The following is a 24,891-nucleotide window of genomic DNA, read 5'->3' as shown; positions in this document are numbered from 1 at the left end:
CACACCTCCACGGGGGAGAACCACCCATGAGCACGCCGTCCCGCAGCTGGACCGCCGACCGCCCCATCGCGGTCAAGATCGGCACCGCGGTCCTGGCCCTCGCCCTCGTGGCGGTCGCCGTCGCGACGCTGGCCGCCGTCCGGATCGGGTCGCTGCGCGACTCGGCCGACGTCCTCTACCGGGACACCGTCGTGCCGCTGACCGAGCTGTCGGAGATCCAGCGCAGCTTCCAGGGCGACCGCGCCCGGGTGGTGCAGTACGGCATCGCCGACGAGGCCACCCGCGCCGAGCTGCGCACCGACCTGACCGAGCGCCGGGCCGAGATCACCGCCCAGATCGAGGGCTACCGGGCCGCGGCGGCCGACCCCGCGGCGTTCGCCGCCTTCACCGAGCAGCTCGACACGTACTACGCACTGGCCGAGGACACCCTCTTCCCGCTGGCCGACGCCGGTGACGCCGCCGCCTTCGCCCAGGTGTTCCAGGACGAGGTGCGCCCGCAGACCACCGCGGTGGTGGAGCCGCTGCAGGCCGAGTCCGAGGCGCAGTCCGCGCTGGCCGCCTCCCGCTCGTCGCAGGGGGACGAGGAGGCCGGCACCGCGCTGACCCTGATCTGGACCGTGCTCGCGCTCGGCGTGGCGGCAGCCGTCGCGCTCACCGTGCTCGTCGTCCGCCGCCTGCTGCGCACGGTGCGCTCGGTGCGCACCGCCGTCGAGGCCCTCGCCCTGGGTGACCTGACGGTGGCCCCGGAGGTCCGCTCCGCCGACGAGCTGGGTCAGATGGCCGCCTCGCTGGTCGCCGCGCAGGCCCAGCTGCGGGCGCTGATGGCCTCGGTCGCCGGCTCCGCGGACGCGGTGGCCGCGTCGAGTGAGGAGCTGTCGGCGTCGTCGGCGCAGATCTCGGCGTCGGCGGAGGAGACCTCCGTGCAGTCCGGGGTGGTGTCCGGTGCCGCCGACGAGGTGTCCCGCAGCGTGGCCACGGTCGCGGCGGGGGCCGAGCAGATGAGCGCCTCGATCCGGGAGATCGCGCAGAGCGCCAACGAGGCGGCCCGGGTCGCCGCCGGTGCGGTCACCGAGGCCGAGACCACCAACGCGACGATCACCAAGCTGGGCGTCTCCTCCAAGGAGATCGGTGACGTCGTCAAGGTGATCACGTCCATCGCCGAGCAGACGAACCTGCTGGCGCTCAACGCCACCATCGAGGCGGCGCGGGCCGGGGAGGCCGGGAAGGGCTTCGCCGTCGTGGCCAACGAGGTGAAGGAGCTGGCGCAGGAGACGGCCCGGGCGACCGAGGACATCGCCCGGCGGGTGGAGGCGATCCAGGCCGACACCGGCGGGGCGGTGGCGGCGATCGGGCGGATCGGTGCGGTCATCGGGCAGATCAACGACCACCAGCTGACCATCGCCAGTGCGGTGGAGGAGCAGACGGCGACGACGAACGAGATGTCGCGCTCGGTGGCCGAGGCCGCCGGCGGGTCGACCGAGATCGCCGCGAACATCACCGGCGTCTCCACCGCCGCGAGCTCGACGACCCAGGCGCTCGGTCAGACCCGGGTCGCCGTCGACGAGCTGTCCCGGATGGCCGCGGACCTCCGCACCACGGTGGGGCGGTTCTCCTGGTGAGGATCACCGACGTGGGGCTGCGGACCCGGCTCGGCCTGGCCTTCGGCGGGGTGGCGCTGCTCGTCGTGGGCTGCGCCGTCGGCGGGGTCGCCGCGGTCAGCGAGCAGCGCGGGCTCGCCCAGGAGGTCACCGCCGCCGACGGCGTGCTCCGTGACGCCGAGACGATGCGCTTCCAGATCGCCGACGCCACCGGCTGGCAGGGCTTCGTGCTCGCCGACGTCGCCGCCTTCGGCCCCGAGGCCGCGCTGGCCGACGACTCGTACAACCGGGCCGGCTTCCTCGCCAGCAAGGCCTCGGTCTACGCCTGGCTGGACGCTGTGGACACCCGGGCGATGAGCCCGGCCGAGCGCGCCGACTTCGACCGGCTGCGCCCGGCGTGGGACAGCTACTTCGCCTGGGACGACCAGGTCGTCGACTGGGTCCGACCCGGCACCCGGGAGGGTCTGGCCACCGCGCAGACCTCGATCAACGGCGGGGAGGCCGGCGAGGGGTACACCGTCGTCCTCGGCATCGCCGACGACATCGCCGCCTCCGCGCAGGACCGGCTGGCCGGGCTGGCCGACGAGCAGTCCGCCGCCCAGTCGCGGGCGACCTGGCTGCTGTGGTCGGCCGGGGCCCTCGGTCTGGCCCTCGCCGCGCTGCTGGCCTGGCTGGTCACCCGCTCGGTGGTCGGCCCGCTCGAGCGGATCCGGGTCGTCGCCGAGGCCGTCGGTGCCCGCGACCTCACCCGGACCACGGGCCTGCGCCGTGCCGACGAGGTCGGCCGCACCGGCGCTGCCCTGGACGCCGCGGTCACCGAGGTCCGCGGCCTGGTCCGCCGGCTCTCCACCTCCGCCGACGCGGTCGCCGCCTCCGCGCAGGACCTGTCCGCGGCCAGCGCGCAGATCGCCGCCTCCGCGGCCGAGACCAGCTCCCGGTCCGAGGCCGTGTCCGTGGCCGCCGGCGGGGTGTCCGACAGCGTGGCCACGGTCGCCGCGGGCGCCGAGCAGATGAGCGCCTCCATCCGGGAGATCGCCCAGAACGCCGGGGAGGCCGCCCGGGTCGCCGGGTCCGCCGTCACCGAGGCCGCCGCCACCAACGCCACGGTCGGCCGGCTCGGGGACTCCTCCCGCGAGATCGGGGACGTCGTCAAGACCATCCGGTCGATCGCCGAGCAGACCAATCTGCTGGCGCTCAACGCGACCATCGAGGCCGCCCGGGCCGGGGACGCCGGCAGGGGCTTCGCCGTGGTCGCCACCGAGGTGAAGGAGCTGGCGCAGGAGACCGCGCGGGCGACCGAGGACATCGCCCGCCGGGTGGAGGCGATCCAGGCCGACACCGGGGGAGCGGTCGAGGCGATCGGCCGGATCGGGGCGGTCATCGGCCAGATCGACGACTTCCAGACCACGATCGCCTCCGCCGTGGAGGAGCAGACCGCCACCACCAACGAGATGTCCCGGTCGGTCGCCGAGGCCGCCGCGGGCAGCACCGGCATCGCCGGGTCGATCACCGCGGTCTCGGCCGCGGCCGGGTCCACGACCGAAGCACTGGCCTCGACCCGGGCGTCGGTGGACGAGCTGTCCCGGATGGCCGACGAGCTGCGCGGCGCCGTCGCGCGCTTCCAGCACTGAGCCGGTGCCCTACTCCCTGGTCAGCGCGGCCACGCTGGGCTTCGACCTGGTGCGGCTGCCGGCCGGCCCGGCCGTGGCCGCGGTGCTGCTGACCGGGCTGGCCGCCGACGCAGCGACGCTGGAACGGCTCGCCGCGGCGCACCCGGTCGCCACCGGCACCCCGGCCCAACGCGGCCGCTGGGCCGTCCGGTCGCGCCGGGTCCGCGAGCTCGCCGAGGCCGGGGTGCCCTCGCTCCGGGTCACCGGCCCCGGCCTGGACCCGGCCACCCGGACCGCTGCCCTGGTGGAGCTGCTCGAGCAGGGCACCATCGGCAGCGCCGCAGCGGTCGAACGGGTCATCCGGGACGACGTCCTGGGCCCGGACTCCCCGGCCGCGGCCGACGCCGGTCCCGACGTCACCGCGCTGGCCGCCGACGTCCTCGCCGACGGGGCGGTCGCGGCCTGGGCCGCTGCCGCGCTGCCCGGCCGGGACCGCCGGGCCTTCTCCGCGGCGGTGGACCGGGCCGGACCGCCCGGCACCCCCGACCTGGGCCCGTCCGCCGTGGGGCTGCACGCGCTGGTCACCCGGCTGCGCACCTGCGACGACGCCGACCGGGTGCGGTGGCGCGCCGCCGTCGAGGAGGTGCGCGAGGGCCGGCGCTCCTGGGCCGCGGCCATGCACGGCGCCTCGTGGGCCGCGCACGTCTCCGGCCGCACCCGCGCGCTCGCCGCGGCCCAGCTGCTGGCCGTGGGCGGCTTCGTCGACGCCGGGTTCACCCCCGCCGACGGTGCCCGCGGGGTCTGGAACGCCGTCGCCGGCTGCGTGCAGGCCCTGGCGGTCGCCGACCTCCTCGACGAGACCTCGTCGGAGCTGCTGTGCGCCCCGTGGGTGCTCGCGCACGGCGACTGGCCCCCCGGCGGCAGCACCGCTGCCGTCCCCGCCCAGGACCACCCGCACGGGTGAGGGCACCGGCTCAACACGGCCCGGGCCGTGCCGAAACACCACCGAGTCCCCCCGCCGGGGGACCGAGACCAGAGAGCAGAGGCCCCGTGGCTCCGATCAGGGTGATGGTGGTCGACGACTCGGTCGTCGTCCGCAAGCTCGTCACCGACGTGCTCTCCGCCGACCCGGCCATCGAGGTCGTCGGCACCGCGGTCAACGGACGGGTGGCGCTGGCCAAGCTGGAGACGCTGCGCCCGGACCTGGTCACGATGGACATCGAGATGCCCGAGCTGGACGGCATCGGCGCGGTCACCGCCATCCGCGCGGCCGGCAACCGGGTCCCGATCGTCATGTTCTCCACGCTCACCGAGCGCGGGGCCACCGCCACCCTGGACGCCCTCGCCGCCGGTGCCGACGACTACGTCACCAAGCCGGCCAACGTGGGCAGCATCGGTGCGTCCATGGAGAGCGTCCGGCAGCAGCTGGTGCCCCGGATCAAGGCCCTGACCGGACGACGGGTCGACCCGGTGCTCCCCGCACCCCGCGCGGCCGCACCGGCGACGCCCGCCCCGGCCCGGACCGGTGTCCGGCGCACCCCGGCCGTGCTGGTCATCGGCTCCTCCACCGGCGGTCCGGACGCCCTGTCCAAGGTGCTGCCCCGGCTGCCGGCCGACCTCGCCGTCCCGGTGCTGGTCGTGCAGCACATGCCCCCGGTCTTCACCGCCCAGTTCGCCGCCCGGCTCGACCGGTTGAGCCCGCTGAGCGTGGTGGAGGCCGTGGCCGGCACCCCGCTGCGCCCGGGGACCGTGCACGTGGCCCCCGGCGACTTCCACCTCACCGTGTCCTCCACCGGCGGGCTGCGCCGCACCGCGCTGGACCAGGGCGACCCGGAGAACTTCTGCCGGCCGGCCGTGGACGTGCTGTTCCGCTCCGCGGTCGCCGCCTACGACGGCGCCGTGCTGGCCGTCGTCCTCACCGGGATGGGCCACGACGGACGCGACGGGGCCGCGCTGGTGCGCGACGCCGGGGGCACCGTGCTCGCCCAGGACCAGGCCACCTCGGTGGTCTGGGGCATGCCCGGTGCGGTCACCCAGGCCGGACTGGCCGACGAGGTGCTGCCGCTGGACCGGGTCGCCGACGCGGTGCTGCGCCGGCTGCCCGCCCGTCGTCCCACGCTGTCCCGGGTGCCGGCATGACCGCCGCCACCGCGCTGTCCCCGACCGGCTTCGACTGGGTCTGCCAGCTGGTCCGCCGGGAGTCCGCCATCGTGCTGGCCCCGGGCAAGGAGTACCTGGTGGAGGCCCGGCTCCTGCCGGTGGCCCGGTCGCTGGGCCTGTCCGGCGTGGCCGAGCTGGTCGACCGGGTCCGGGCACGCCCCGACGCCGCGCTGAGCCGCCGGATCGTGGAGGCGCTCACCACGAACGAGACGTCCTGGTTCCGGGACGGCGACCCGTTCACCGCGCTCACCTCGACCGTCCTGCCCGCCCTGCAGGCCGCCCGCCGGCCCGGGGAGGCGCTGCGGATCTGGTCGGCGGCCTGCTCCAGCGGCCAGGAGGCCTACACGGTCGCGATGCTGCTGGCCGACGCGCTGCCCAACGCCTCCGGCAGGGTGCAGATCACCGCCACCGACCTGTCCCGGGACATGGTGGCGCGCACCCGCGCCGGCCGGTTCAGCCAGCTCGAGGTGAACCGCGGGCTCCCCGCCTCGATGCTCGTCCGGCACTTCTGCCGGGTGGGTACCGAGTGGGAGGTGGCCCCCCAGCTGCGCGCCATGGTCACCGCCAGCGAGCTGAACCTGGCCGCCCCGCTGCCCCGCCTGGGGCCCTTCGACGTCGTGTACCTGCGCAACGTCCTCATCTACTTCGACCCCGCGACGAAGCGGGACGTCCTCCAGCGGGTGCGTCGCCTGATGCGCCCGGACGGCTGGCTCTTCCTGGGCGCAGCCGAGACGACCCTCGGGGTCGACGACACCTGGGAGCGGGTCGCCTGCGGCCGCGGCTCCGCCTACCGCCCGAGAGGGGCATGAGATGCGAGCGCTGGTGATCGACGACTCCCGCGCGATGCGCCGGATCGTCGGCTCGATCCTGGAGGGCTTCGGGTACGAGACCCGGCCCGCCGGGCACGGACGCGAGGCCCTCGACGTCCTCGAGGAGGGCTGGGTCCCCGACCTGGCCTGCATCGACTGGAACATGCCGGTGATGGACGGGCTGCAGTTCGTCTCCGCCGTCCGGGCGAACCCGGCCTGGCGTCAGGTGACCCTGATGATGGTCACCACCGAGAGCGAGCACGGCCAGATCGTCCGGGCGCTGGCCGCCGGCGCCCACGAGTACGTGATCAAGCCGTTCACCGCCGACGCGATCGGCGACAAGCTCGCCCTGCTGGGTCTGCTGCCGCACGGCGTCCCGGCGTGAGCGCGCCGATCGCCACCCTGCTCGACGACGAGACCGTCAACGCCGTCGCCGCCGAGGTGTGGAGCGCCCTGGTCGGCGAGGACGAGGTGCTCGTCCCCGGTGACGGCCCGGTCGCCGACGGGCGCAGCGCCTGGGTGGGCGTCGAGGGCCCGTGGTCCGGGCTGGTCGTGCTGACCTGCTCGGCGTCGGCCACCGACGACCTCACCCGGGCGGTGCTGCAGCTGGCACCGGCCGAGGAGCTCGCCGACGAGGACGTCGACGACGTGCTGCGCGAGCTGGCCAACATCCTCGGCGGGAACGTGAAGTCCCTGCTCCCCGGCCCGTCGACGCTGGGGCTGCCGCAGACCGGCACGCCCCCGCAGCCGGGCACCGACGTCCGACCGGTCGGCGCCACCTGGCGCGGCCACCCGCTCACCATCACCGTCCAGGGCGCCACGGAGGCCCCTGCGCACCACCCCACCACGGAGGTCACGCCATGAAGATCCTGGTCGCCGACGACAGCCGTGTCATGCGGCAGATCGTCATCCGCACCCTGCGCCAGGCCGGTTGGGACGACGTCGACGTCGTCGAGGCCGTCGACGGGGCCGACGCCCTGGTCAAGATCGCCGAGGAGGACCCCGACCTCGTGCTCTCGGACTGGAACATGCCCGAGATGACCGGCATCGACTGCCTGCGCGAGCTGCGCGCCCGCGGGTCGGCGGTGCCCTTCGGCTTCGTCACCTCCGAGGGCTCCCCGGAGATGCGGGAGACCGCCGCCGAGGCCGGTGCGCTGTTCCTCATCGCCAAGCCCTTCACCGCCGACACCTTCCGCGACCAGCTCGGGTCGGTGCTCGCGTGACCGCCGTGCTCGGGACGGCCCTGCCCACCGCCAAGGACGTCCGCGACCTGCTCACCGGCCTGCTCGGCCGCGACGTGACCGTGGCGCCCGGCGCCCCGGTCACCCCCACCCCGTCCCGGCCGGCCGCGGCCGCGGTCTACGTCGACCCGACGTCCTCGCTGACCGCCGTCTGCCTGGTCGACCTGCCGCTGGCCGCCTGGTGCGCCGGCGCGCTGGCACTGCTGCCCAAGGGCGGTCTGGAGGACGCGGTCGAGGAGGGCGAGCTGTCGGACATGCACCTGGAGGTGCTGCACGAGGTGGTCAACGTGGCCGCCGCGCTGCTCAACGCCGGCGGGGTCACGCACTCCAAGCTGGACCGGCTGATCGCCCCGGGCGAGGTGCTGCCGGCCGACGTCGCCGTGCTGACCGGCTCCACCAACCGGCTCGACCTGGCCGTCACCGTCGCCGGCTACGGCCCGGGCGCGCTGTCGGTGGTCCTCGCCTGACGGTCAGCCCGTGGGCAGGGACCAGGCGGAGGGCTCGCCCACCCAGGTCCCGGCCACCGGGGCGACCGCGTAGCGGACCGACCCGGTGGCCGGGTCGGTGCAGCTCACCGCTCCGGTGAGCCCGACCGTGGTGAGGACGCCGCTGACGCCCAGCGGCGTCCGCACCCCGGCGCACGTGCCGCCGAGGAGGCCGGTGCCGCCGGAACGGACCACCCGCCACCCGGTGAGCGGGACCCCGTCCGGCGGGGCCGGCCAGGTCACCGTGACCGTGCGGACCCCGAGGACCGTCTGCTCGGACACGACGGGCACCGGGGACGCGGGCAGGACGCCCGCCGCCGCCTGACCCGGCCCGACCCCGCGCACGTCCCAGGCCGCCGAGGCCGCCGTCGTCGTCCAGGTCGCGAGGACCACGGTGAGGACGGCGACCGCGGCGCTGCGTCGGCGCACCGGGTCAGGCGGGGACGCCGGCGAAGGTGAGCGAGGCGTTGACCAGCACGCCCTGGCAGCCGATCGGGGCCGTGGGCAGCATCCGGACCGCAGCCGGGACCATGACCTGCACGCTCGTCGCCCCGGGCGCCACCACGACCGGGGCCGCCGTGGGCATGGTGACGGTCGTGGCCGCGGCCACCACGTTGCCCGCGGCGCAGGTGCGGTTGGCCGCCGCCGTCACGTCGATCTGACCCACGGTCGCCGAGGTCAACCGGACCGGGAAGCTGTTGGGGTTGCGCACCTGGGCGACCACCGTGCCGACGGCGGGGCTGAGCGAGGGGTACCCGCCGGTGGGCTCCGGGTAGAGCCCGGTGGTGGGCGTCCCCGCCGAGACCTCGAGGGGCTGGATCGTGGCCCCCGACGTGGCCCCGGGGCCGGTGCCCTCCAACAGCCAGTTCGCCGTCGCCACGCCGCCGCCGGCCACCAGCAGTGCTGCGCCCAGGACGACCATCGTCCGCCGTGCTCTCATCGAGACCCCCGTGGGCGACCGGGCCAGAGGTGTACCGGCACTGGAGCGGTCGCCTGCCCCTCAGATCGGCGGGCGGTCGGTCGTGTGGCACCGGATGTCGCGAGACACGTTCGTCCGGATCAGTGGCCCAGGCTCGGGCGGACGACGTCGTAGCGGTCGCCGAGCTGCTCGACGAGGGCCAGGAAGAGCCGGTGGCCCTGGACCTGGTGGGTCTCGCGGGCCGACGGCGGGTCCCAGCCCGACAGCTCGTCCTGGTGCTTCGTCCAATGGCCGACCCAGGCGCGCAGCGCCTCGGTCAGGTCGGGGGACACACCCAGCTCGACGGGGTCCAGGGCCTCGCCCTTGCCCGAGCCGGACCACAGCGGGTACGGGGAGGAGTGGTCGGCGAACAGCCGGACCACGGGTCGGGCCTCGGGGGTGGTCACCGCGCTGACGGTAGCCCCCCGGCGGGGGCGGCTAACAGCTCCCGGACCAGCGCACCGACCGCCTCGACCTCGACCAGGAAGCCGTCGTGGCCGTACGGGGAGGGGACCACCCGCAGCGGCACGCCCAGGGCGTCGGCGACCCGCTGCTGCTCGGCGACCGGGTAGAGCCGGTCGCTGTCGATGCCACCGACCACCGCGGTCGCGGTGACCCTGGCCAGGGCGGCCTCCACGCCGCCGCGGCCGCGGCCGACGTCCCAGGTGTTCATCGCCTCGGTGAGCACCACGTAGCTGCCGGCGTCGAACCGGGCGGCGAGCTTGGCGGCGTGGTGGTCGAGGTAGCTGGCCACGTCGAAGTACCCAGCAGCGGCCGTCCGGTTGGAGAACCGGGTCTCCAGCTCCTCGGCGCTGCGGTAGGTCAGGTGGGCGATCCGCCGGGCGGTGCCGAGCCCGGCGACCGGGCCCTCGCCGGCCGCGTAGTCCCCGCCGGCCCACCGCGGGTCGGTGGTGACCGCGGTCTGCTGGGTGGTCTGGGTGCCGATCTGGTCGGCGGTGGCCACCGCGCCCGAGGCCAGGAAGAACAGCCGCTCGACCCGGTCCGGGTGCGCGACCGCCCACTCCAGGGCCCGCATGCCGCCCATCGACCCGCCGATCACGGCCGACCAGCGGTCCACCCCGAGCGCCTCGGCCAGGCGGCGCTCGACGGCGACCTGGTCGGCGATGGTGACCGCGGGGAAGCGCGACCCCCAGGGCCGGCCGTCCGGCGCGGTCGACGACGGGCCGGTGGTGCCCTGGCAGCCGCCCAGCACGTTCGCGCAGACGACGAACCGGCCGTCCAGCGGGGCGCCGTCGCCGATCAGGCCGTCCCACCAGCCCGGGGTCGGCTGGCCGGGCCCGGTGGGGCCGACGACGTGGCTGTCCCCGGTCAGCGCGTGCTCGACGAGCACCGCGTTGGACCCGTCGGCGGCGAGGGTCCCCCACGTCTCGTAGGCGACGCGGACGGCGGGCAGGGCGCCCCCGCGCTCCAGGTCCAGCGGGCCCAGGTCGAGGAACTGCCGGTCACCGGACGGGTCGCCCTCGACCCACCCGCCGGACCGGAGGGGGGTCCGGGACGAGGTCTCCCGGACCCCCGTCACCTCAGGCTGCCTTCGCGGCGCGGAAGCCGGCGTCGAGGTCGGCGAGGATGTCCTCGATCCCCTCCAGGCCGACGGCCAGGCGCACCAGGCCGGGGGTGACACCGGTGGTGACCTGCTCCTCCGGGGTCAGCTGCGAGTGCGTGGTGGACGCCGGGTGGATGACCAGGCTGCGCACGTCGCCGATGTTGGCCACGTGGCTGTGCAGCTCCAGGGCCTCCACGAACGCCTTGCCGGCCGCGACGCCCCCGACGATCTCGAAGGCCAGCACGGCACCGGTGCCCAGCGGGGCGTACTTCCTGCCCGCCTCGTACCAGCGCGAGGAGGGCAGCCCGGCGTAGTGCACCGACTCCACCTCCTCGCGGGTCTCCAGCCACTCGGCGACCTTCTGCGCGTTGGCGATGTGCCGCTCCATGCGCAGCGACAGGGTCTCGATGCCCTGCACCACGAGGAAGGCGTTGAACGGTGAGATCGCCGGGCCGAGGTCGCGCAGCAGCTGCACCCGGGCCTTGAGCGCGAACGCCGGTGCACCGAGGTCGGCGTAGACCACGCCGTGGTACGTCGGGTCGGGGGTGGTGAAGCCGGGGTGCTTGCCCGCGGTCCAGTCGAAGTTGCCGCTGTCGACGATCACGCCGGCCACGGCCGTGCCGTGCCCGCCCAGGTACTTCGTCGCCGAGTGCACGACGACGTCGGCGCCGAACTCGATGGGCCGGATCAGGAAGGGGGTGGCGACGGTGTTGTCCACGATCAGCGGGACGCCGTTGCGGTGGGCGACCTCGCTGACCGCGGAGATGTCGAGCACGTCGCCCTTGGGGTTGCCGATCGTCTCGGCGTAGAAGGCCTTGGTGTTGTCCTGGACCAGCGACTGCCAGGCCTGCGGGTCGTCGGGGTCCTCGACGAAGGAGACGGTGATGCCCATCTTCGGCAGCGAGTGGTGAAGCAGGTTGTACGTGCCGCCGTACAGGGAGGCGGAGGCCACGACGTGGTCGCCGGCCTCGGCCAGGTTGAGGATCGACAGCGTCTCCGCAGCCTGCCCCGAGGACACCGCCAGGGCGGCGACGCCGCCCTCCAGGGACGCCACGCGCTGCTCCAGCGCGTCCTGCGTCGGGTTCATGATCCGGGTGTAGATGTTGCCCATCTCGGCGAGGGCGAACAGGTCCGCGGCGTGCTGGCTGTCGCGGAACTGGTAGCTCGTGGTCGCGTAGATGGGCAGTGCGCGGGCGCCGGTGGTGGGGTCGGGGCTCGTGCCGGCGTGGATCTGCCGGGTCTCGAAGCTCCAGCCGCTGGGGTCGGTCATGGCCACGTCCTCCTGTGTCGGGAGACCCGGGCGAACGGGCGCTCCGTCGGTTGCGCGGACGGCGGGCGCCGTCCACACCGGCTCTTCCCCTGGAGCACCGCAGACGGAGTAGCGGTTGCCGGGCAGCCAGCCAGGTGCTTGTCGCTGCCTCTCGTGAGCCGTGCCGATCGTAGGACGCCCGGGCGGGGCGTGCACCCGTGGGCTCAGTCCAGGTCGGTCCGGTGCCCCAGGGCCTGCGCGGTGGCGGTGATCTCGGCGTGGTCGACGGCCCGGACGACGACCAGCGGGTGTGCTTCGTCGTCCTCGTGCAGGTGCACCAGGCAGAGCCCGGCGGGGGCGAGCACCGCATCGGCCGCCCGCACCGCGGTGGGCACGTCGCCGTCGGTGTCGGTGACCGGGCCCAGGTCGAGCCTGGCGCGGACCACCCGGGGCAGCGCGGCGAGGGCCTCGGCGAGCTCCTCGCCCTGGTCGCCGGGGTCGAGGTAGGCCAGCGCGCCGGCGTCGTCCAGGCCGTCGATCAGCGCGACCCACGGGTCGACGTCGGCCGGGTCGGTGGGGGCCAGCGGGCTGCCGGCCCGGGCCGCCAGGTAGCCGGCAGGGTCGAGCAGGGCCTGCCGGACGGCGGGCCAGAGGTGCTCGTCGTCGTCGAGCAGGGCGCACAGGCGTTCCCAGCGCGCGGCCACGGCGGGGTCGGCGGGTGCGGGCACCCGACCGACGCTAGCCCTCGTCGGGTCAGGCGGGAACGCCCACCGGCGAGCCGGCCAGAGCCGCGTACCGGCCGCCGCGGGCGACCAGCTCGTCGTGGCTGCCCTGCTCGACGACCCGGCCGTGGGCCAGCACCGCGATGGTGTCGGCGTCCCGGACGGTGGACAGCCGGTGGGCGATGGTGATCGTCGTCCGGCCGCGGGCGACCTCGTCCAGCGCCGCCTGCACGGCCCGCTCGGTCTCGTTGTCCAGCGCGCTGGTGGCCTCGTCGAGCACCAGCACCCGGGGGTCGCGCAGCAGCGTGCGGGCGATGGCCAGCCGCTGCTTCTCCCCGCCGGAGAACCGGTGCCCGCGGGCGCCGACGAGGGTGTCGTAGCCGTCGGGCAGCGCCGCGATCACCGCGTGCACCTGGGCCCGGCGGGCGGCGTCCTCGATCTCGGCGTCGGTGGCGTCGGGCTTCGCGTACCGGAGGTTCTCCCGGATCGTGGTGTGCAGCAGGTAGGTCTCCTGGCTGACCACGCCGACCACCCGGGCCAGCTCGGCCAGCGACAGGTCGCGGACGTCGACGCCGTCGATGGTCACCCGCCCCGCGGTCACGTCGTTGAGCCGGCTGACCAGCGAGGCCAGCGTGGTCTTGCCCGATCCGGTCTCCCCGACCAGGGCCAGCGTGCTGCCCGCCGGGACGACGAGGTCGACGTCGGTGAGCGCCGGCCGCCCGGGGTCGCCGTAGTGGAAGCCGACGTGCTCCAGGCGCACCTCGCCCCGCGCCGCGGCGAGGGTCTGCGGCGTCTCCGGGTCGGCGATGTCCACCGGCAGGTCGAGGTACTCGAACACCCGGCTGAACAGGGCCATCGAGCTGGTCAGCTGCACGCCGACGTCGAGCAGGCCCATGAGCGGGCGGAACAGCGTGCCCTGCAGCGCGGTGAAGGCGACCAGGGTGCCGATCGTCATCCCGCCCGAGGTCGCCGGCAGCCCGGCGAACAGGTAGATCAGCGCGGGGATGCCGGCGAAGACGATGCTCATGGTGGCCATCCGCCAGCGACCGGCGAGCTGGGAGCGCACCTCGAGGGCCACCAGGTCGGCCGAGGTGTCGGCGAAGCGGGCGGACTGCGCCGGACCGGTGCCCAGGGTCTTGCCCAGCTGGACGCCGGAGATCGACAGGCCCTCCTCGACCTGGGTCTGCATGTCGGCCATCCGGCGCTGCCGGGCGGCGGTGACCTCGCGGCGCATCAGCGCGACCCGGCGGGTCAGCCAGATCGCCGGCGGCAGCACGACGAGGGAGAGCAGGGACAGCCGCCAGCTCAACGCGGCCATCGCGACCGCGGTGCCGACGACGGTGGTGGCGTTGGACGCCAGGCTCGTCGCGGTGGAGGTGACCACCGACTGCATGGAGCCGATGTCGTTGGTCAGCCGGGACTGCACCTCACCGCCGCGGGTGCGGGTGAAGAAGCCCAGCGACTGGCGCTGCAGGTGGCTGAAGACCGACGTCCGCAGGCCGTGCATGACCCGCTGGCCGACGGTGGTGGACATCCAGGTCTGCACCACGCCGAGCAGCGAGGTGGCCGCGGCGACGCCGACCATGGCGGCGACGGCCCAGGCCAGCAGCCGGACGTCCTGCTGGGGGAGTGCGTCGTCGATGACGGTGCGCACGAGGAACGGCGTCGCCAGGGCGATCGCCGAGCTGGCCACGATCAGCGCCATGACGACGCCGACCTGCAGCCGGTAGGGGCGGAAGAGCGCGAGGACGCGGCGCAGTCGCACCGGGTTGCGCTCGAGCTGGGTCTTGTCTGCCGGGCTGGGCCGGCCGGTCTCGGGGCGTGGCATCCACGTCCTCCTTCACGTCGAGGGGCATTGCTGAGGTTACCTCACGGTGAGGTAGCAACGCGATGCCCGCTAGCATTCCCGCGTGCCCCCCTCACCCGACGACGACCTGGGCGAGCTGATCGTCCGGGCGGCCCGCTCGTTGCGCGGCCGCTGGCGCGAGGTGTTGGAGCCCTGGGACCTCTCCCCGCACCAGGCCCGCGCCCTCGGCGTCGTCGGTCGCGCCGAGGGGCTGCGGCTGTCCGCGCTGGCCGAGGGCCTGCGGATCGCCCCGCGCTCGGCGACCGAGGTGGTCGACGGGCTCGCCGGGCGCGGCCTGGTCGAGCGGGTGCCCGACCCCACCGACCGGCGCGCGGTGCTCGTGCAGCTCACCGACGAGGGACGATGGGTGCAGGCCGAGGTGTCCGCCGCCCGCGCCGCCGACGCCCGGGCCGCCCTGGGCCGCATCCCCGCCGACGAGCGCGCCGAGCTCGCCCGGCTGCTCCGTCGCTTCGTGGACGGCTGACGTCCAGCTCCCGCACAGCTGGCAGGTGCACCCTGGACGCATGAACCTGGGTGCGCCGGAGATCCTCCTCATCGTGCTGGCCGTGTTCCTGCTGTTCGGCTACAAGAAGCTGCCCGACGCCTCGCGGTCCATCGGCCGGTCGCTGCGCATCTTCAAGGGCGAGATGGGCGGCATGAAGGACGACGAGGCCCGCGCCGCCGCTGCCGCCCCCGCCGCCCCCGACCTGGAGGCCGAGGCCCGCGAGGCCGAGGCCGTCGCCCTCGAGGCCCGCGCCAAGGCCGCCCGGGCCCGCGCCGACGCCGAACGGCGCGAGCTGTCCTCCTGACCCGCCCCCGCCGCTGGATGTGACATCGAGCGGTGACCGGACCCCCGGACCCCGCTCGATGTGACGTCCAGCAGGCTGGCGGCGTGCGCGCACTCGTCTTCGAGGAGTTCTCCGGTCCGCTGACCGTCCGGCAGGTGGCCGACCCCACCCCCACCCCGGACGGCGTCGTGGTGCGGGTCGGTGCGACCGGGGTGTCCCGCAGCGACTGGCACGCCTGGTCCGGGCACGACCCCGACGTCGTCCTGCCGCACGTGCCCGGGCACGAGCTGGCCGGCACGGTCGCCGCCGTCGGTGCCGGGGTGCGCCGCTGGTCGGTCGGTGACCGGGTGACCGTGCCCTTCGTCTGCGCCTGCGGCACGTGCCCGCCGTGCCGGGAGGGGGCCGGTCAGGTCTGTCTGCGCCAGACCCAGCCGGGCTTCACGCACTGGGGCTCCTTCGCCGAGCTGGTCGCCCTCGACGCCGCCGACGTCAACCTGGTGGCCCTGCCCGACGAGCTGCCGTTCTCCACCGCGGCCGCGCTGGGCTGCCGGTTCGCCACCGCGTTCCGGGCGGTCACCGGGGTGGGTGCGGTGCGGCCGGGGGAGTGGGTGTCGGTCCTCGGCTGCGGCGGGGTGGGGCTGTCCGCCGTCCAGGTCGCGGTCGCCTGCGGGGCCCGGGTCGTCGCCGTGGACCCCTCGCCCGGGGCGCGGGACCTGGCCACCGCGATGGGCGCCGAGCACGTGCTGGCCTCGGCCGAGGGCGTCGTCGAGCTCACCGGCGGCGGGGCGCACCTGTCCCTGGACTGCCTGGGCTCCCCGGCCACCTGCGAGGCCTCGATCGCCGCGCTGCGCCCCCGCGGCCGGCACGTCCAGGTCGGTCTGCTGCCGCCGTCGGAGGGCCGGGCCGTCGTCCCCATGGAGCTGGTCGTCGCCCGTGAGCTGGCGGTGCTCGGCAGCCACGGCATGGCCGCCGCGGACTACCCGGCGATGCTGGCGATGATCGACGCCGGCCGGCTCCGCCCGCAGGACCTGGTCACCCGGGAGATCGCGCTGGACGACGCCGGCCCGGCACTGGTCGAGGTCGGCCGACGCCCCGGCGTCACGGTGGTCACCGCGTTCTGATGGTGCTGCCGCTGCTCGACGCGCACCCCGGGGACGGCGTCCCGGCGCTCGGCTCGCCCTGGGAGGCGCAGGTCGAGCGGTCGCTGCGGCAGGATCCGTCCGGGTGGACGGCGGAGGCGCTGTCCGTCGGGCGAGCCTGGGTGCTGCTGGGCTGGGTCGAGGACGCTGCGACCCGCGTCGTCCGCAGTCGGGACCCCGAGCTGCTGCGCACCGCGGTGTCGGCGCTGGTGGTGGTCGCCGCCGGGCCGCTGGACCGACGCGACGTCTGGGTGGTCGCCGGCCTGCTGCACCGGGCCGCCGACCTCGCCGGCCTGCGCTGGGACCACGCTGTCGACCAGCTGCCGGGGGAGCCCCACCCGGTGGGCGGCGTCCCGGCCGACACCCCGCCCACGCACGAGGAGGTCGGCGCGGGGTCGACCTTCGCGTTCCGCCGCAGGCCGCGGTCCTTCGACCCGGTGGCCCTGGAGCGGCGCCTCAGCCGTTAGCGGGGCTCACCACCTCTCAACGCGGTGTTCACCCGGTGGGCCCCGTCGTGGCCACCTCGGGGTCGTGGCCGGTCTGTGTCCTTGCCGGGAACCGACCGACCACCTCGTGAGGACCCCCTGTGCACCCCCTGAGAGACCGGATCGCCTCTGGCGTCCTGGCCGCGGCGCTGGCCGTCGGCACCGTGGCGCTGCTGGCACCGCCCGCCGCGGCCGCCACCCCGCCGCCCTTGTTCGTCTCCGAGATCGCCCCGGACACCACGACGGTCGGGGGTGGCGGCGCCGACGACTTCGAGTTCGTGGAGCTGGTGAACACCACCGGTGCGCCGATCGACCTGTCCGCTCGCGGTGTCACGGTGGCCTACGGCTACGTGGACTCCGACGACCGCGCCCGCGACGTGCCGCTGAGCGTCCCCGCCGGGACCGTCGTCCAGCCCGGACGCCCGCTGGTGCTCTGGGTCGACTACGTGAGCGGTTCGGTCGACAGCCCCGCGCGCTCGGAGGAGGAGTTTCCGCGCCCACGCGGCCTCCGTCGGTGGCACCGCGGCCGAGGGGTTCGACCTGGTGCGGGTCACCGGGCAGCCCGGTCTCGCCAACGGCGGCAACCGGTCGATCCGGCTGGTGGACGGCGACGGCAGCCTGCTGAGCTGGTCGTTCTACCCGGCGGGCTCCGTCGGGGTCGACGCCTCGGCGCACTTCGGCGTCCCGGCCGCCCCGGGCGCGGCCCTGCTGCGCACCTCGCCGGCCCCGCCCTCGCCGGGTCTCGTCGACCCGGCCGCCCTGGTCCCGCCGGCGGCCCCCGAGCCGGACCCCGAGCCGGACCCCGAGCCCGACCCCGAGCCGCAGCCCGACCCGCAGCCCGAGCCCGAGGTCCCGGCGGGCGCGGTCAGCCCGCTGGTCGTCACCGAGCTGCTGCCCGACAGCCGCAACGTCGGCAGCGCGGACGGGTACGAGTTCGTCGAGTTGCACAACCCCACGACGGCGCCCGTGCCCTACGCGGACCTGACGCTGCGCTACCTCTACCCGCTGGCCGACCTCACCAGCTCCCAGGTCGTCGACTGGCCCGCTGTCCCGGGTGACGTCGTCGTCCCGGCCGGGGGCACGCTCGTGCTCTGGGTCAAGAACGGCCCGAACGACGCCCTCACCGCGGCCGACTTCAACACCCACTTCGGCACCGCGCTGACCGCCGGGGTCGACCTGGTCGAGATGTCGGTCGGGGGCATGGCCAACGGCTCCGCCCGCGGACTGGAGGTCGGCACCTCCACCGGCGTCCCGTTCAGCCGGGCCTACTACAACCTGGCCGGGGCCGACGACGTCGACGCCGACCGGGGCATCCAGTACGGGTCCGACCCGGCAGACCCGCTGCGCCGGGCGCTGCTGCGCACCGACGTCGCGTCCCCGGGCGCCGTGACCGCCGACCAGCGCCCGGCCGCGCCGGTGCAGATCCCGGCCGACACCACCGCCCCGGTCGTCACCGACACCACGCCCGCCGAGCTCGACCCCACCGCCGACGCGGTCGTCGCGGCCACGGTCACCGACGACGTGCTCGTCCGCCGGGTCACCCTGCACCTGCGCAGCGACGTCGACGACACCGAACGGGTGCTGGCCCTGACCACCGACGGCCAGGCCGGCTACGCGACGACGATCGCGGCGGCCGACCTGACCGGCAAGACGTTCTACGAGTACTGGTTCGAGGCATCCGACGGCACCTCGACCACCCGCACCGACGTCGTGCGGGTGCCGATCGCCGGGGTGGACACCTCCCCGGTGCGGCTGTCGGTCACCGGCGGCGGCTTCGTCAGCGGGACGACGACGGTCTCCGCCGCGGGGGACACGTACCCGGCGGCCGTGCAGCTGTCCATCGACGGCAGTCCGGTGGGCGATGTCGCGCCGGCGCTGGAGTCCGCCCCGCAGTTCGTCGTGGAGATCGCCGGGGTCAACACGTTCTTCCGCAACGGCATCCTGGTCGGGGAGGACGTCCTCGCCGTCGTCGACGACGGACCGCCCACCGGGTACCAGACGGTGAGCACCGCGGTGCCGCTGTCCTACGTGCGTCAGGGCGACGAGCTCGTCGTCAGCGTGTGGGCCGGGACGAAGGCCGCCCCGGAGATCGACCCGGACGAGAACAACGACGACTTCACCATCCGGGGCCTGCGCCTGGTGCTGCCGGACGGTCGCACCCTGACCCCGGCCGGGTACGACGACCCGACGCGGGTGCTGTCGATGGGCGACAGCGCCGGCAAGCTCGACTACTACGACGCCCGGTTCACCCTGCCGGGCGACGCGTTCACCGCGGTGGCCCACGACTGGGACACCACTGCTGTCGCCGACGGCCCGCACACCGTCGCCGCCACCGACGGCACCGACTCGGCTGCGGCGACCGTCGTGGTGGACAACACCGCGCCGGCGGTCGCGACCACGGTCGGGGACGGCGTCACCTACCGCGGGGACTTCACCGTCGGGGCCACCGGCACCGACGCCGGTTCGGGGCTCGCGTCGCTGGAGGCCACGCTGGACGGGGCCCCGGTGACGCTGCCGCTGGCCACGTCCTCGCTCACGCTGCCGGCCGGGGACCACCGGTTCGTCGTCACGGCCACGGACGCCGTCGGCAACGAGGCGGTCCGCACCGTGGTCTTCACGACCCCGGTCGAGCAGCCCGAGGCGACCCTGGGCGGTCCGGCGGACGGGGCTGCGGTGGACGGCTCGGCGGAGCTGTCCGCGACGGTCACCGACCCCAGCGGCGACGTCCTGGACGTCGAGTTCGCCGAGGGCCACCGGCTGGTGCCCGGGGACGCCGGGGTCACCAGCTCGCAGGGGGTGACCGGCATCGCCGCGGGCACCGACCGCAGCGACGCCCAGCTGCTCACCGGGGCCGACGTCGCGGCGCTGTCCGGCGTCGACGGCCTGGACACCGGGGTGAGCTCGGACAGCGCCTTCCCCTACCAGCTGTTCCGGGTCGCCGTCCCGGCCGGCACGGAGGACGCCCTGGCCCGGGTCAGCTGGTCGGGCTCGGCCAACGCCGAGGCCAAGGTCCTGCTGTACGTGCAGGACGCGGCCACCGGGGGCTGGATCGAGGTGGACCGGTACGTCACCACCGACGGGGCCGCCACCGACTTCGAGCTCGCCGCACTGGTCCCGGTCGCCGGACACGTCACCGACGGGGCCATCACCGTGCTGGTGCAGCACTCGGAGGGCTTCGCCGGGGCCGACCTGTCGACGTCGGCCACCCCGGTGGACCCGTTCCACCCCGAGGACACCCCGCGCTCGGACTACGACTTCACCCTCGGCTGGGAGTCCGACACCCAGTACTACAACGCCAGCTACCCGCAGCGGCAGACCGACATCCACGACTACTTCCTCGACCGCCGCGACGAGCTCAACCTGCAGTACGTCTTCCACACCGGCGACGTCGTGGACGACGCCGGCGACCCGGCCCAGTGGGCCAACGCCGACCCGGCCTACCGCGCCCTCGACGAGGCCGGCCTGCCCTACGGCGTGCTGGCCGGCAACCACGACGTCGGCCAGATGGACGGGGACTACACCGAGTTCAGCCGGTTCTTCGGGGAGGCCCGGTTCGCCGGCAACCCCTGGTACGGGGAGAGCTACCAGGACAACCGCGGGCACTACGACCTGATCACCGCGGGCGGGATGGACTTCCTGATGCTCTACATGGGCTGGGGACCGGGCCAGGCCGAGATCGACTGGATGAACGAGGTGCTGGCCCAGTACCCCGAGCGCACGGCCGTGATCAACCTGCACGAGTACATGCTCACCACCGGTGGGCTCGGCCCGGTGCCGCAGCAGGTCTACGACGAGGTCGTCGCGACCAACCCGAACGTGGCCATGGTGTTCTCCGGGCACTACCACGACGCCTTCACCCGGGTCGACGAGTTCGACGACGACGGGGACGGCGCCGCGGACCGCTCGGTCTACCAGGTGCTCTTCGACTACCAGGGCCTGCCGGAGGGCGGGCAGTCCTTCCTGCGGCTGCTGCACTTCTCCACTGCCGACCAGCAGGTGCTGGCCCGCACCTTCTCCCCGTACCTGATGCAGTACGACTCCGAGGACCCGACGCTGGCCCCCGAGCACCAGGAGTTCACGATCCCGTTCGCGGCGATCGGCCTGGAGCAGCGGACCAAGACGCTGGCCACCGACGGGTTCGCCGTCGAGCTGCTGACCACCTCGACCATCGCCACGGTGGCCGACGTGCCCAGCGGCACCCGGGTCACCGCGACCTGGGCTGACCCGGGGGTGGGCACGCACGGCTGGTACGTGCGGACGACGGACCCCTACGGCGCGGTCGACCTGTCCGAGGTCCGGCTGTTCACGGTGGCCGGCGCCGACCCGGGGACGGGTGGCCCTGGCACCGGGGGTCCCGGCACGGGTGGTCCTGGCACCGGGGGTCCTGGCACGGGTGGCCCGGCCGGCCCCGGCACGGGCGGTCCGACGGCGCCCGGTGTGCCCGGTGCGCCGGGCGGTCCCGGGGTGACCCGGCCCGACGGCGGCGACGGCGCCGGCGGGGGCACGGCCGAGGGCTCCCGGCCCGGGGGGCTGGCCAGCACCGGGTCCCCGGTCGCCCTGACCGCGCTGCTCGGGGTGCTGCTGCTCGGCGGCGGCACGGCCCTGCTGACCGTCCGCCGGCGCCGCACCGCCGACTGACCCACCGCGGTCGGCCCTCGAGTTCACGACTGCCGTGGTCCCGGAGCCCCGGTGCCCACGGCAGTCGTGCACTCGACGGTCAGGTCTCCGGGGCCTCGGAGGACGTCGGCGGCTGCGTGGTGGCCGGTGGACGGGTCGTGGTGGGCGCCGGGGTGGTGGTTGCCGGCGTCGAGGTCGGGTCGTCGTCCCCGGTGGTGGTCGGCGCGGTGGTGGTGGGGCGGCTGGTCGTCGTCGTCCGCGGGGTCGTCGTGGGCTCGTCGCTCGTGGTGGCCGGGGCCGTCGTCGTGGGCGCCGGGGCCTCGGTCGTGGGCACCGGCTGCTCCACGGTGGTCTGCACCGCCGGGGTCGTGGTGCCCTCGGTCTGCGGCGTCGGGGGCCGCACCGTCACCCACAGCGCGAACACCGCGACGAACAGCACGGCCAGGACGACGGTCGAGGTGCGCAGGGGGCCGAGGTGGCCGGGCCGGGACCGGGGGAACAGCCGCTCCCGCCCGCTGGGGGCGGGCTCGACGGTCGGCACCGGGGCGGTGTCGGCGCGACCCACCGTCGGGACGACCTCGGTGGGGTGCTGGTCGGCGGGGTCCGGGGGCCGGGTCACGCGCCGTCGTCCCGGGTGCGGACGGCGGCGCGCTCACCGTCGGTGGGCGGTCCGGCGGCCGGCGGCGTGGCGTCCTGCGGGGTGCTGGCCAGGCCCTCGCGGGCCAGCGCGCGGGCGATCCGGGCACGCAGCTCCCGGCTGACGTCGAACTGCTTGCCCGGCAGCGTGCGGGCCACGACGCGGACGTCGACCTGGTCGAGCTCCAGGCTCTCGGCTCCCATGACGGTGGGCGGGTCGAGCAGCATCGGGCCCAGCTGGGGGTCGGCGAAGGCCTGCTCGCCGACGGTCTGCAGCAGGGCGTCGAAGCGCTCGGGGTCGTTGCCGGCGGGCACGGGCACGTCGATGACCGCGCGGGCCCAGTCCCGGGAGTAGTTGACCGCCCGGATGACCTGGCCGTTGGGGATGTGCACGACCTCGCCGTCCGGGGAGCGCAGCCGGGTGATCCGCAGCGTGACGTCCTCGACGGTGCCGTAGGCGTCGGCCTGCCCGCCGAGGGTGACGATGCCGACGGAGTCGCCGTAGCCGTACTGCCGCTCGGTGATGATGAAGAACCCGGCCAGCACGTCCTGGACCAGCCGCTGGGCACCGAAGCCGAGCCCGACACCGAGCACGGTGGCCGGTGCGACCAGGCTGGTGATCGGCACGCCCAGGGTGGAGAGCACCAGCACGACGGCGACGGTGTAGACCAGCACGACCGCGGCCCAGGTGACCACCTGGGTGAGGGAGTGCCGGTGCTTGGCGGCCTCGGAGCGCACCAGCTCACCGGACGCCGCGGCGGCGGTGTCGATCCGCCTGGTGATCCGGCCACCGGTCCAGCCGGCGAGGCGGGCCAGCAGCACCGCGCCCAGCACGATCAGCACGGCCTCGAGGAACCGGCCGGCGAACCAGTCGGTGATGTCGCTCAGCCCGCTCACCCCGGCGCTCCCACCCGTGCAGTGTGGACGATGGCGGGGTGGACGAGCTCATCGCACGGGCCCAGACGATCGCCGACGACGTGTTCTTCCCGGTCGCCGGTGAGGTGGACGCCGCCGGGGTGGTGCCCACCTCGCACCTGCAGACGCTGGCCGCGGCCGGGCTCTACGGGCTGACCGGCCCGGTGGCTGCCGGCGGGGCAGGTGCCGACCAGGCCACGGTGCACGCGGTGGTCGAGGCACTCGCCGGGGGCGACCTGGCGACCACGTTCGTCTGGCTGCAGCACCTGGGCGTGCCCCGGATGGTCGCCGAGGCGCCCGCGGCGCTGCGCGAGGAGTTCCTGGCCGACCTCTGCGCCGGCCGCACCCGCTCGGGCATCGCGCTGCTGGCCGCCACCCGGCCCGGGCCCCCGGCGATCACCGTGCGTCGGGAGGGTGCGGAGTTCGTGCTGGACGGCGGGGTCCCGTGGGTCACCGGCTGGGCACACGTGGACGTGCTCCTGGTCGCTGCCCGGGACGCCGCGGACGTCGTGCACTTCCTGCTCGTCGACGCCGTCGAGGGCCCCACGCTCACCGCGGACCCGCAGCGGCTGGTCGCGGTGGAGGCCAGCTCCACCGTCGAGCTGTCGGTGCGTGGCCACCGGGTGCCGGCCGGCCGGCTGGTGCGCACCGTGCCGATGGCCCGCTGGCAGGCCGGTGACCCGGCGGGGCTGCGCCCCAACGGCTCGCTGGCCCTCGGGGTGGCCGCCCGGTGCGCCCGGCTGGCCGAGCTGCCCGCCCTGGACGCCGACCTCGCCGCCGTCCGCGCACAGCTGGACGCCGCCGGCCCGGCGGAGCTGCCCGCCGCCCGGGCGGCCGCCGCGGCGCTGGCCCACCGCGCGAGCGGACTGCTCGCCGTGGCCACCGGCAGCCGCTCGGTCGGCCGCGGGCACCCGGCGGAGCGGCTGGCCCGCGAGGCGCTGTTCCTGCTCGTCTTCGGCTCCCGACCGAGCATCCGCGCGGCACTGCTGACACAGCTGCTGCCCAGCTCAGGTTAGGCTGCCCTCACCACTGACCGAGGAGCTCCGTTGCGCCGCACTGCCCGTCTGACCGCCGTCCTGTCCACGTCCCTGCTGGTCGGGGGGCTGGCCGCCTGCGGGTCCGGGGACGACGAGCCCGCCGCAGCGGGCACGGCACCCGGGTCGTCCTCGGCGGCCTTCCCGGTGACCGTCGACCACATCTGGGGCAGCACGACGATCGAGGAGGCCCCCGAGCGGGTGGTCGCTCTCGGGGTGACCGACTCCGACCCGATCCTGGCCCTCGGGGTCGTCCCGGTCGCCGTCCAGCCGTTCTCCTTCTACGCCGAGACGGGCGTGGGGCCCTGGGCGGAGGAGTACCTGGACGGCGCCGAGCTGACCGTGCTCGACCCGACCGCCGAGGTCAGCGTCGAGGAGGTCGCCGCTCTCGACCCCGACCTGATCGTGGGCATCTCCGCCGGCTTCGACGAGACCGTCTACGAGCAGCTCTCCCAGGTCGCCCCCACCCTGGTGCGCCCCGCGGGCACCGCTGCCTACGGCGTGGGCCGGGACGACGCGACCCGGATGATCGCGCAGGCCTTGGGCAAGGAGGCCGAGGGCGAGGAGCTGATCGAGACCGCCGACGCGGCCTTCGACGACGCCGTCGCGGCCAACCCGCAGTTCGCGGGTGCGACCGCCGCGGTGCTGCTGCCCTACAGCGGGGTCTACGGCGCGTACCTGCCGGCCGACGCTCGTGGCCAGGTCATGGACCAGCTGGGCCTGTCCGTCCCCGAGGGCATCCTCGCCGAGGACACCGGGGAGAGCTTCTACGTCGAGCTGTCCAGCGAGCGCCTGGACCTGGCCGACGGGGACGCGCTCGTGGTGCTCACCGACGAGGCCAGCGCACCGGTCGTCGAGGCCGACGCCGTGCTCCAGGGCCTGCCTGTGGTGACCGCCGGTGGCCTCGTGCTGCCCGACGCCGACCTGCGCGGCGCGATGTCCTACAACACCGTGCTCTCGGCGCCCTTCGCCGTCGAGCAGCTCACCCCGTTGCTGGTGCAGGCGCTCGCCGCCACCAGCGCCGCCTGACCCCAC

The 24,891-nt window shown here is 75.2% G+C and carries 25 protein-coding genes, 2 pseudogenes and 1 riboswitch; of the genes and pseudogenes, 17 read left to right on the top strand and 10 right to left on the bottom strand.

What is annotated here, in order from left to right; genetic code table 11:
- Positions 1-26: 26 nt before the first annotated feature.
- The 9 genes and pseudogenes from F1C76_08445 to F1C76_08405 all read left to right on the top strand — a co-directional run bounded on the left by F1C76_08445 (position 27) and on the right by F1C76_08405 (position 7,885).
- The gene (locus F1C76_08445) at positions 27-1,619 is read left to right on the top strand and encodes a methyl-accepting chemotaxis protein (protein ID QNG36616.1); all 1,593 of its coding nucleotides are present in this window, start codon (positions 27-29) and stop codon (positions 1,617-1,619) included.
- A 164-nt stretch (positions 1,620-1,783) separates the two neighbouring features.
- Positions 1,784-3,229: a methyl-accepting chemotaxis protein gene (locus tag F1C76_08440; protein QNG39106.1), complete on the top strand. Its 1,446-nt coding sequence runs from the start codon at positions 1,784-1,786 to the stop codon at positions 3,227-3,229.
- 4 nt (positions 3,230-3,233) lie between these two features.
- A pseudogene (locus tag F1C76_08435) lies at positions 3,234-4,103 on the top strand (hypothetical protein).
- 155 nt (positions 4,104-4,258) lie between these two features.
- Positions 4,259-5,347 (top strand): chemotaxis response regulator protein-glutamate methylesterase, encoded by a 1,089-nt coding sequence (locus F1C76_08430; GenBank protein ID QNG36615.1) that lies wholly within the window; start codon positions 4,259-4,261, stop codon positions 5,345-5,347.
- The gene (locus tag F1C76_08425) at positions 5,344-6,177 is read left to right on the top strand and encodes a protein-glutamate O-methyltransferase CheR (protein ID QNG36614.1); all 834 of its coding nucleotides are present in this window, start codon (positions 5,344-5,346) and stop codon (positions 6,175-6,177) included. Before F1C76_08430 ends, F1C76_08425 begins: the two co-directional genes overlap by 4 nt.
- A gap of 1 nt (position 6,178) precedes the next feature.
- On the top strand, positions 6,179-6,562 hold the full coding sequence (locus F1C76_08420) for a response regulator (GenBank protein QNG36613.1): 384 nt from the start codon (positions 6,179-6,181) through the stop codon (positions 6,560-6,562).
- Positions 6,559-7,041 (top strand): chemotaxis protein CheX, encoded by a 483-nt coding sequence (locus F1C76_08415; protein ID QNG36612.1) that lies wholly within the window; start codon positions 6,559-6,561, stop codon positions 7,039-7,041. Before F1C76_08420 ends, F1C76_08415 begins: the two co-directional genes overlap by 4 nt.
- Positions 7,038-7,400, top strand: coding sequence for a response regulator (locus F1C76_08410; GenBank protein ID QNG36611.1), 363 nt, complete (start codon positions 7,038-7,040; stop codon positions 7,398-7,400). Before F1C76_08415 ends, F1C76_08410 begins: the two co-directional genes overlap by 4 nt.
- A complete protein-coding gene (locus tag F1C76_08405) occupies positions 7,397-7,885 on the top strand; it encodes a hypothetical protein (GenBank protein ID QNG36610.1) in 489 nt (162 codons plus the stop codon). The genes F1C76_08410 and F1C76_08405 overlap by 4 nt, the downstream gene beginning before the upstream one ends.
- A gap of 3 nt (positions 7,886-7,888) precedes the next feature.
- On the opposite strand, the gene F1C76_08400 is transcribed toward F1C76_08405, so the two are convergent.
- From F1C76_08400 to F1C76_08370, 7 genes are all read right to left on the bottom strand, one after another.
- Positions 7,889-8,332: a hypothetical protein gene (locus F1C76_08400; GenBank protein QNG36609.1), complete on the bottom strand. Its 444-nt coding sequence runs from the start codon at positions 8,330-8,332 to the stop codon at positions 7,889-7,891.
- Between the two features lie 4 nt (positions 8,333-8,336).
- A complete protein-coding gene (locus F1C76_08395) occupies positions 8,337-8,843 on the bottom strand; it encodes a hypothetical protein (GenBank protein ID QNG36608.1) in 507 nt (168 codons plus the stop codon).
- 119 nt (positions 8,844-8,962) lie between these two features.
- A complete protein-coding gene (locus F1C76_08390) occupies positions 8,963-9,268 on the bottom strand; it encodes a hypothetical protein (protein ID QNG36607.1) in 306 nt (101 codons plus the stop codon).
- Entirely contained in the window at positions 9,265-10,401 is a 1,137-nt protein-coding gene (locus tag F1C76_08385; protein QNG36606.1) for a homoserine O-acetyltransferase, read from the bottom strand. Before F1C76_08385 ends, F1C76_08390 begins: the two co-directional genes overlap by 4 nt.
- Position 10,402: 1 nt before the next feature.
- The gene (locus F1C76_08380) at positions 10,403-11,695 is read right to left on the bottom strand and encodes a bifunctional o-acetylhomoserine/o-acetylserine sulfhydrylase (GenBank protein QNG36605.1); all 1,293 of its coding nucleotides are present in this window, start codon (positions 11,693-11,695) and stop codon (positions 10,403-10,405) included.
- 41 nt (positions 11,696-11,736) lie between these two features.
- A riboswitch (SAM riboswitch) is annotated at positions 11,737-11,854 on the bottom strand.
- Between the two features lie 44 nt (positions 11,855-11,898).
- Positions 11,899-12,402: a hypothetical protein gene (locus F1C76_08375; GenBank protein QNG36604.1), complete on the bottom strand. Its 504-nt coding sequence runs from the start codon at positions 12,400-12,402 to the stop codon at positions 11,899-11,901.
- A gap of 25 nt (positions 12,403-12,427) precedes the next feature.
- The gene (locus F1C76_08370) at positions 12,428-14,224 is read right to left on the bottom strand and encodes an ABC transporter ATP-binding protein (GenBank protein ID QNG36603.1); all 1,797 of its coding nucleotides are present in this window, start codon (positions 14,222-14,224) and stop codon (positions 12,428-12,430) included.
- Between the two features lie 82 nt (positions 14,225-14,306).
- Between F1C76_08370 and F1C76_08365 the strand changes: the two genes are divergently transcribed.
- The 5 genes and pseudogenes from F1C76_08365 (at position 14,307) to F1C76_08345 (ending at position 17,097) form a co-directional block, all read left to right on the top strand.
- Positions 14,307-14,726 carry a MarR family transcriptional regulator gene (locus F1C76_08365; GenBank protein ID QNG36602.1) on the top strand — a complete coding sequence of 140 codons (420 nt, stop codon included), beginning with the start codon at positions 14,307-14,309 and terminating at the stop codon, positions 14,724-14,726.
- A gap of 40 nt (positions 14,727-14,766) precedes the next feature.
- The gene (locus tag F1C76_08360; GenBank protein QNG36601.1) at positions 14,767-15,051 is read left to right on the top strand and encodes a Sec-independent protein translocase subunit TatA; all 285 of its coding nucleotides are present in this window, start codon (positions 14,767-14,769) and stop codon (positions 15,049-15,051) included.
- Between the two features lie 83 nt (positions 15,052-15,134).
- Entirely contained in the window at positions 15,135-16,151 is a 1,017-nt protein-coding gene (locus tag F1C76_08355) for a zinc-dependent alcohol dehydrogenase family protein (GenBank protein ID QNG36600.1), read from the top strand.
- Complete coding sequence (locus F1C76_08350) at positions 16,151-16,636, top strand: hypothetical protein (GenBank protein QNG36599.1); 486 nt, start codon at positions 16,151-16,153, stop codon at positions 16,634-16,636. The genes F1C76_08355 and F1C76_08350 overlap by 1 nt, the downstream gene beginning before the upstream one ends.
- 119 nt (positions 16,637-16,755) lie before the next feature.
- A pseudogene (locus F1C76_08345) lies at positions 16,756-17,097 on the top strand (lamin tail domain-containing protein).
- Between the two features lie 192 nt (positions 17,098-17,289).
- Here F1C76_08345 and F1C76_08340 read toward each other — a convergent pair.
- Positions 17,290-17,604, bottom strand: a complete 315-nt coding sequence (locus F1C76_08340; protein ID QNG36598.1) for a hypothetical protein — start codon at positions 17,602-17,604, stop codon at positions 17,290-17,292.
- A 16-nt stretch (positions 17,605-17,620) separates the two neighbouring features.
- On the opposite strand from F1C76_08340, the gene F1C76_08335 reads away from it, so the two are divergent.
- The gene (locus F1C76_08335) at positions 17,621-21,292 is read left to right on the top strand and encodes a hypothetical protein (GenBank protein QNG36597.1); all 3,672 of its coding nucleotides are present in this window, start codon (positions 17,621-17,623) and stop codon (positions 21,290-21,292) included.
- Positions 21,293-21,371: 79 nt separating this feature from the next.
- Here F1C76_08335 and F1C76_08330 read toward each other — a convergent pair whose 3' ends face one another.
- Positions 21,372-21,890, bottom strand: a complete 519-nt coding sequence (locus F1C76_08330; GenBank protein ID QNG36596.1) for a hypothetical protein — start codon at positions 21,888-21,890, stop codon at positions 21,372-21,374.
- Positions 21,887-22,786: a mechanosensitive ion channel family protein gene (locus tag F1C76_08325; protein ID QNG39105.1), complete on the bottom strand. Its 900-nt coding sequence runs from the start codon at positions 22,784-22,786 to the stop codon at positions 21,887-21,889. The genes F1C76_08330 and F1C76_08325 overlap by 4 nt, the downstream gene beginning before the upstream one ends.
- Before the next feature lie 56 nt (positions 22,787-22,842).
- On the opposite strand from F1C76_08325, the gene F1C76_08320 reads away from it, so the two are divergent.
- Both F1C76_08320 and F1C76_08315 read left to right on the top strand, forming a co-directional pair.
- Positions 22,843-23,838 (top strand): acyl-CoA dehydrogenase, encoded by a 996-nt coding sequence (locus tag F1C76_08320; protein ID QNG36595.1) that lies wholly within the window; start codon positions 22,843-22,845, stop codon positions 23,836-23,838.
- Between the two features lie 48 nt (positions 23,839-23,886).
- Positions 23,887-24,885 carry an ABC transporter substrate-binding protein gene (locus tag F1C76_08315; protein ID QNG39104.1) on the top strand — a complete coding sequence of 333 codons (999 nt, stop codon included), beginning with the start codon at positions 23,887-23,889 and terminating at the stop codon, positions 24,883-24,885.
- The last annotated feature ends 6 nt before the right edge of the window (positions 24,886-24,891 follow it).

The sequence above is a fragment of the Geodermatophilaceae bacterium NBWT11 genome (assembly GCA_014218215.1).
In the GTDB taxonomy this organism is placed as follows: Bacteria; Actinomycetota; Actinomycetes; order Mycobacteriales; family Geodermatophilaceae; genus Klenkia.
The sequence above is the reverse complement of the archived record's forward strand: the minus strand, read 5'-3'. Positions and strand labels throughout refer to the sequence as shown.

Coding starts and splice junctions, on each gene's coding strand:
- F1C76_08445 (QNG36616.1), top strand. CDS start 27: ATGAGCACGCCGTCCCGCAGCTGGACCGCCGACCGCCCCATCGCGGTC.
- F1C76_08440 (QNG39106.1), top strand. CDS start 1,784: ATGCGCTTCCAGATCGCCGACGCCACCGGCTGGCAGGGCTTCGTGCTC.
- F1C76_08425 (QNG36614.1), top strand. CDS start 5,344: ATGACCGCCGCCACCGCGCTGTCCCCGACCGGCTTCGACTGGGTCTGC.
- F1C76_08420 (QNG36613.1), top strand. CDS start 6,179: ATGCGAGCGCTGGTGATCGACGACTCCCGCGCGATGCGCCGGATCGTC.
- F1C76_08410 (QNG36611.1), top strand. CDS start 7,038: ATGAAGATCCTGGTCGCCGACGACAGCCGTGTCATGCGGCAGATCGTC.
- F1C76_08395 (QNG36608.1), bottom strand. CDS start 8,843: ATGAGAGCACGGCGGACGATGGTCGTCCTGGGCGCAGCACTGCTGGTG.
- F1C76_08380 (QNG36605.1), bottom strand. CDS start 11,695: ATGACCGACCCCAGCGGCTGGAGCTTCGAGACCCGGCAGATCCACGCC.
- F1C76_08370 (QNG36603.1), bottom strand. CDS start 14,224: ATGCCACGCCCCGAGACCGGCCGGCCCAGCCCGGCAGACAAGACCCAG.
- F1C76_08360 (QNG36601.1), top strand. CDS start 14,767: ATGAACCTGGGTGCGCCGGAGATCCTCCTCATCGTGCTGGCCGTGTTC.
- F1C76_08350 (QNG36599.1), top strand. CDS start 16,151: ATGGTGCTGCCGCTGCTCGACGCGCACCCCGGGGACGGCGTCCCGGCG.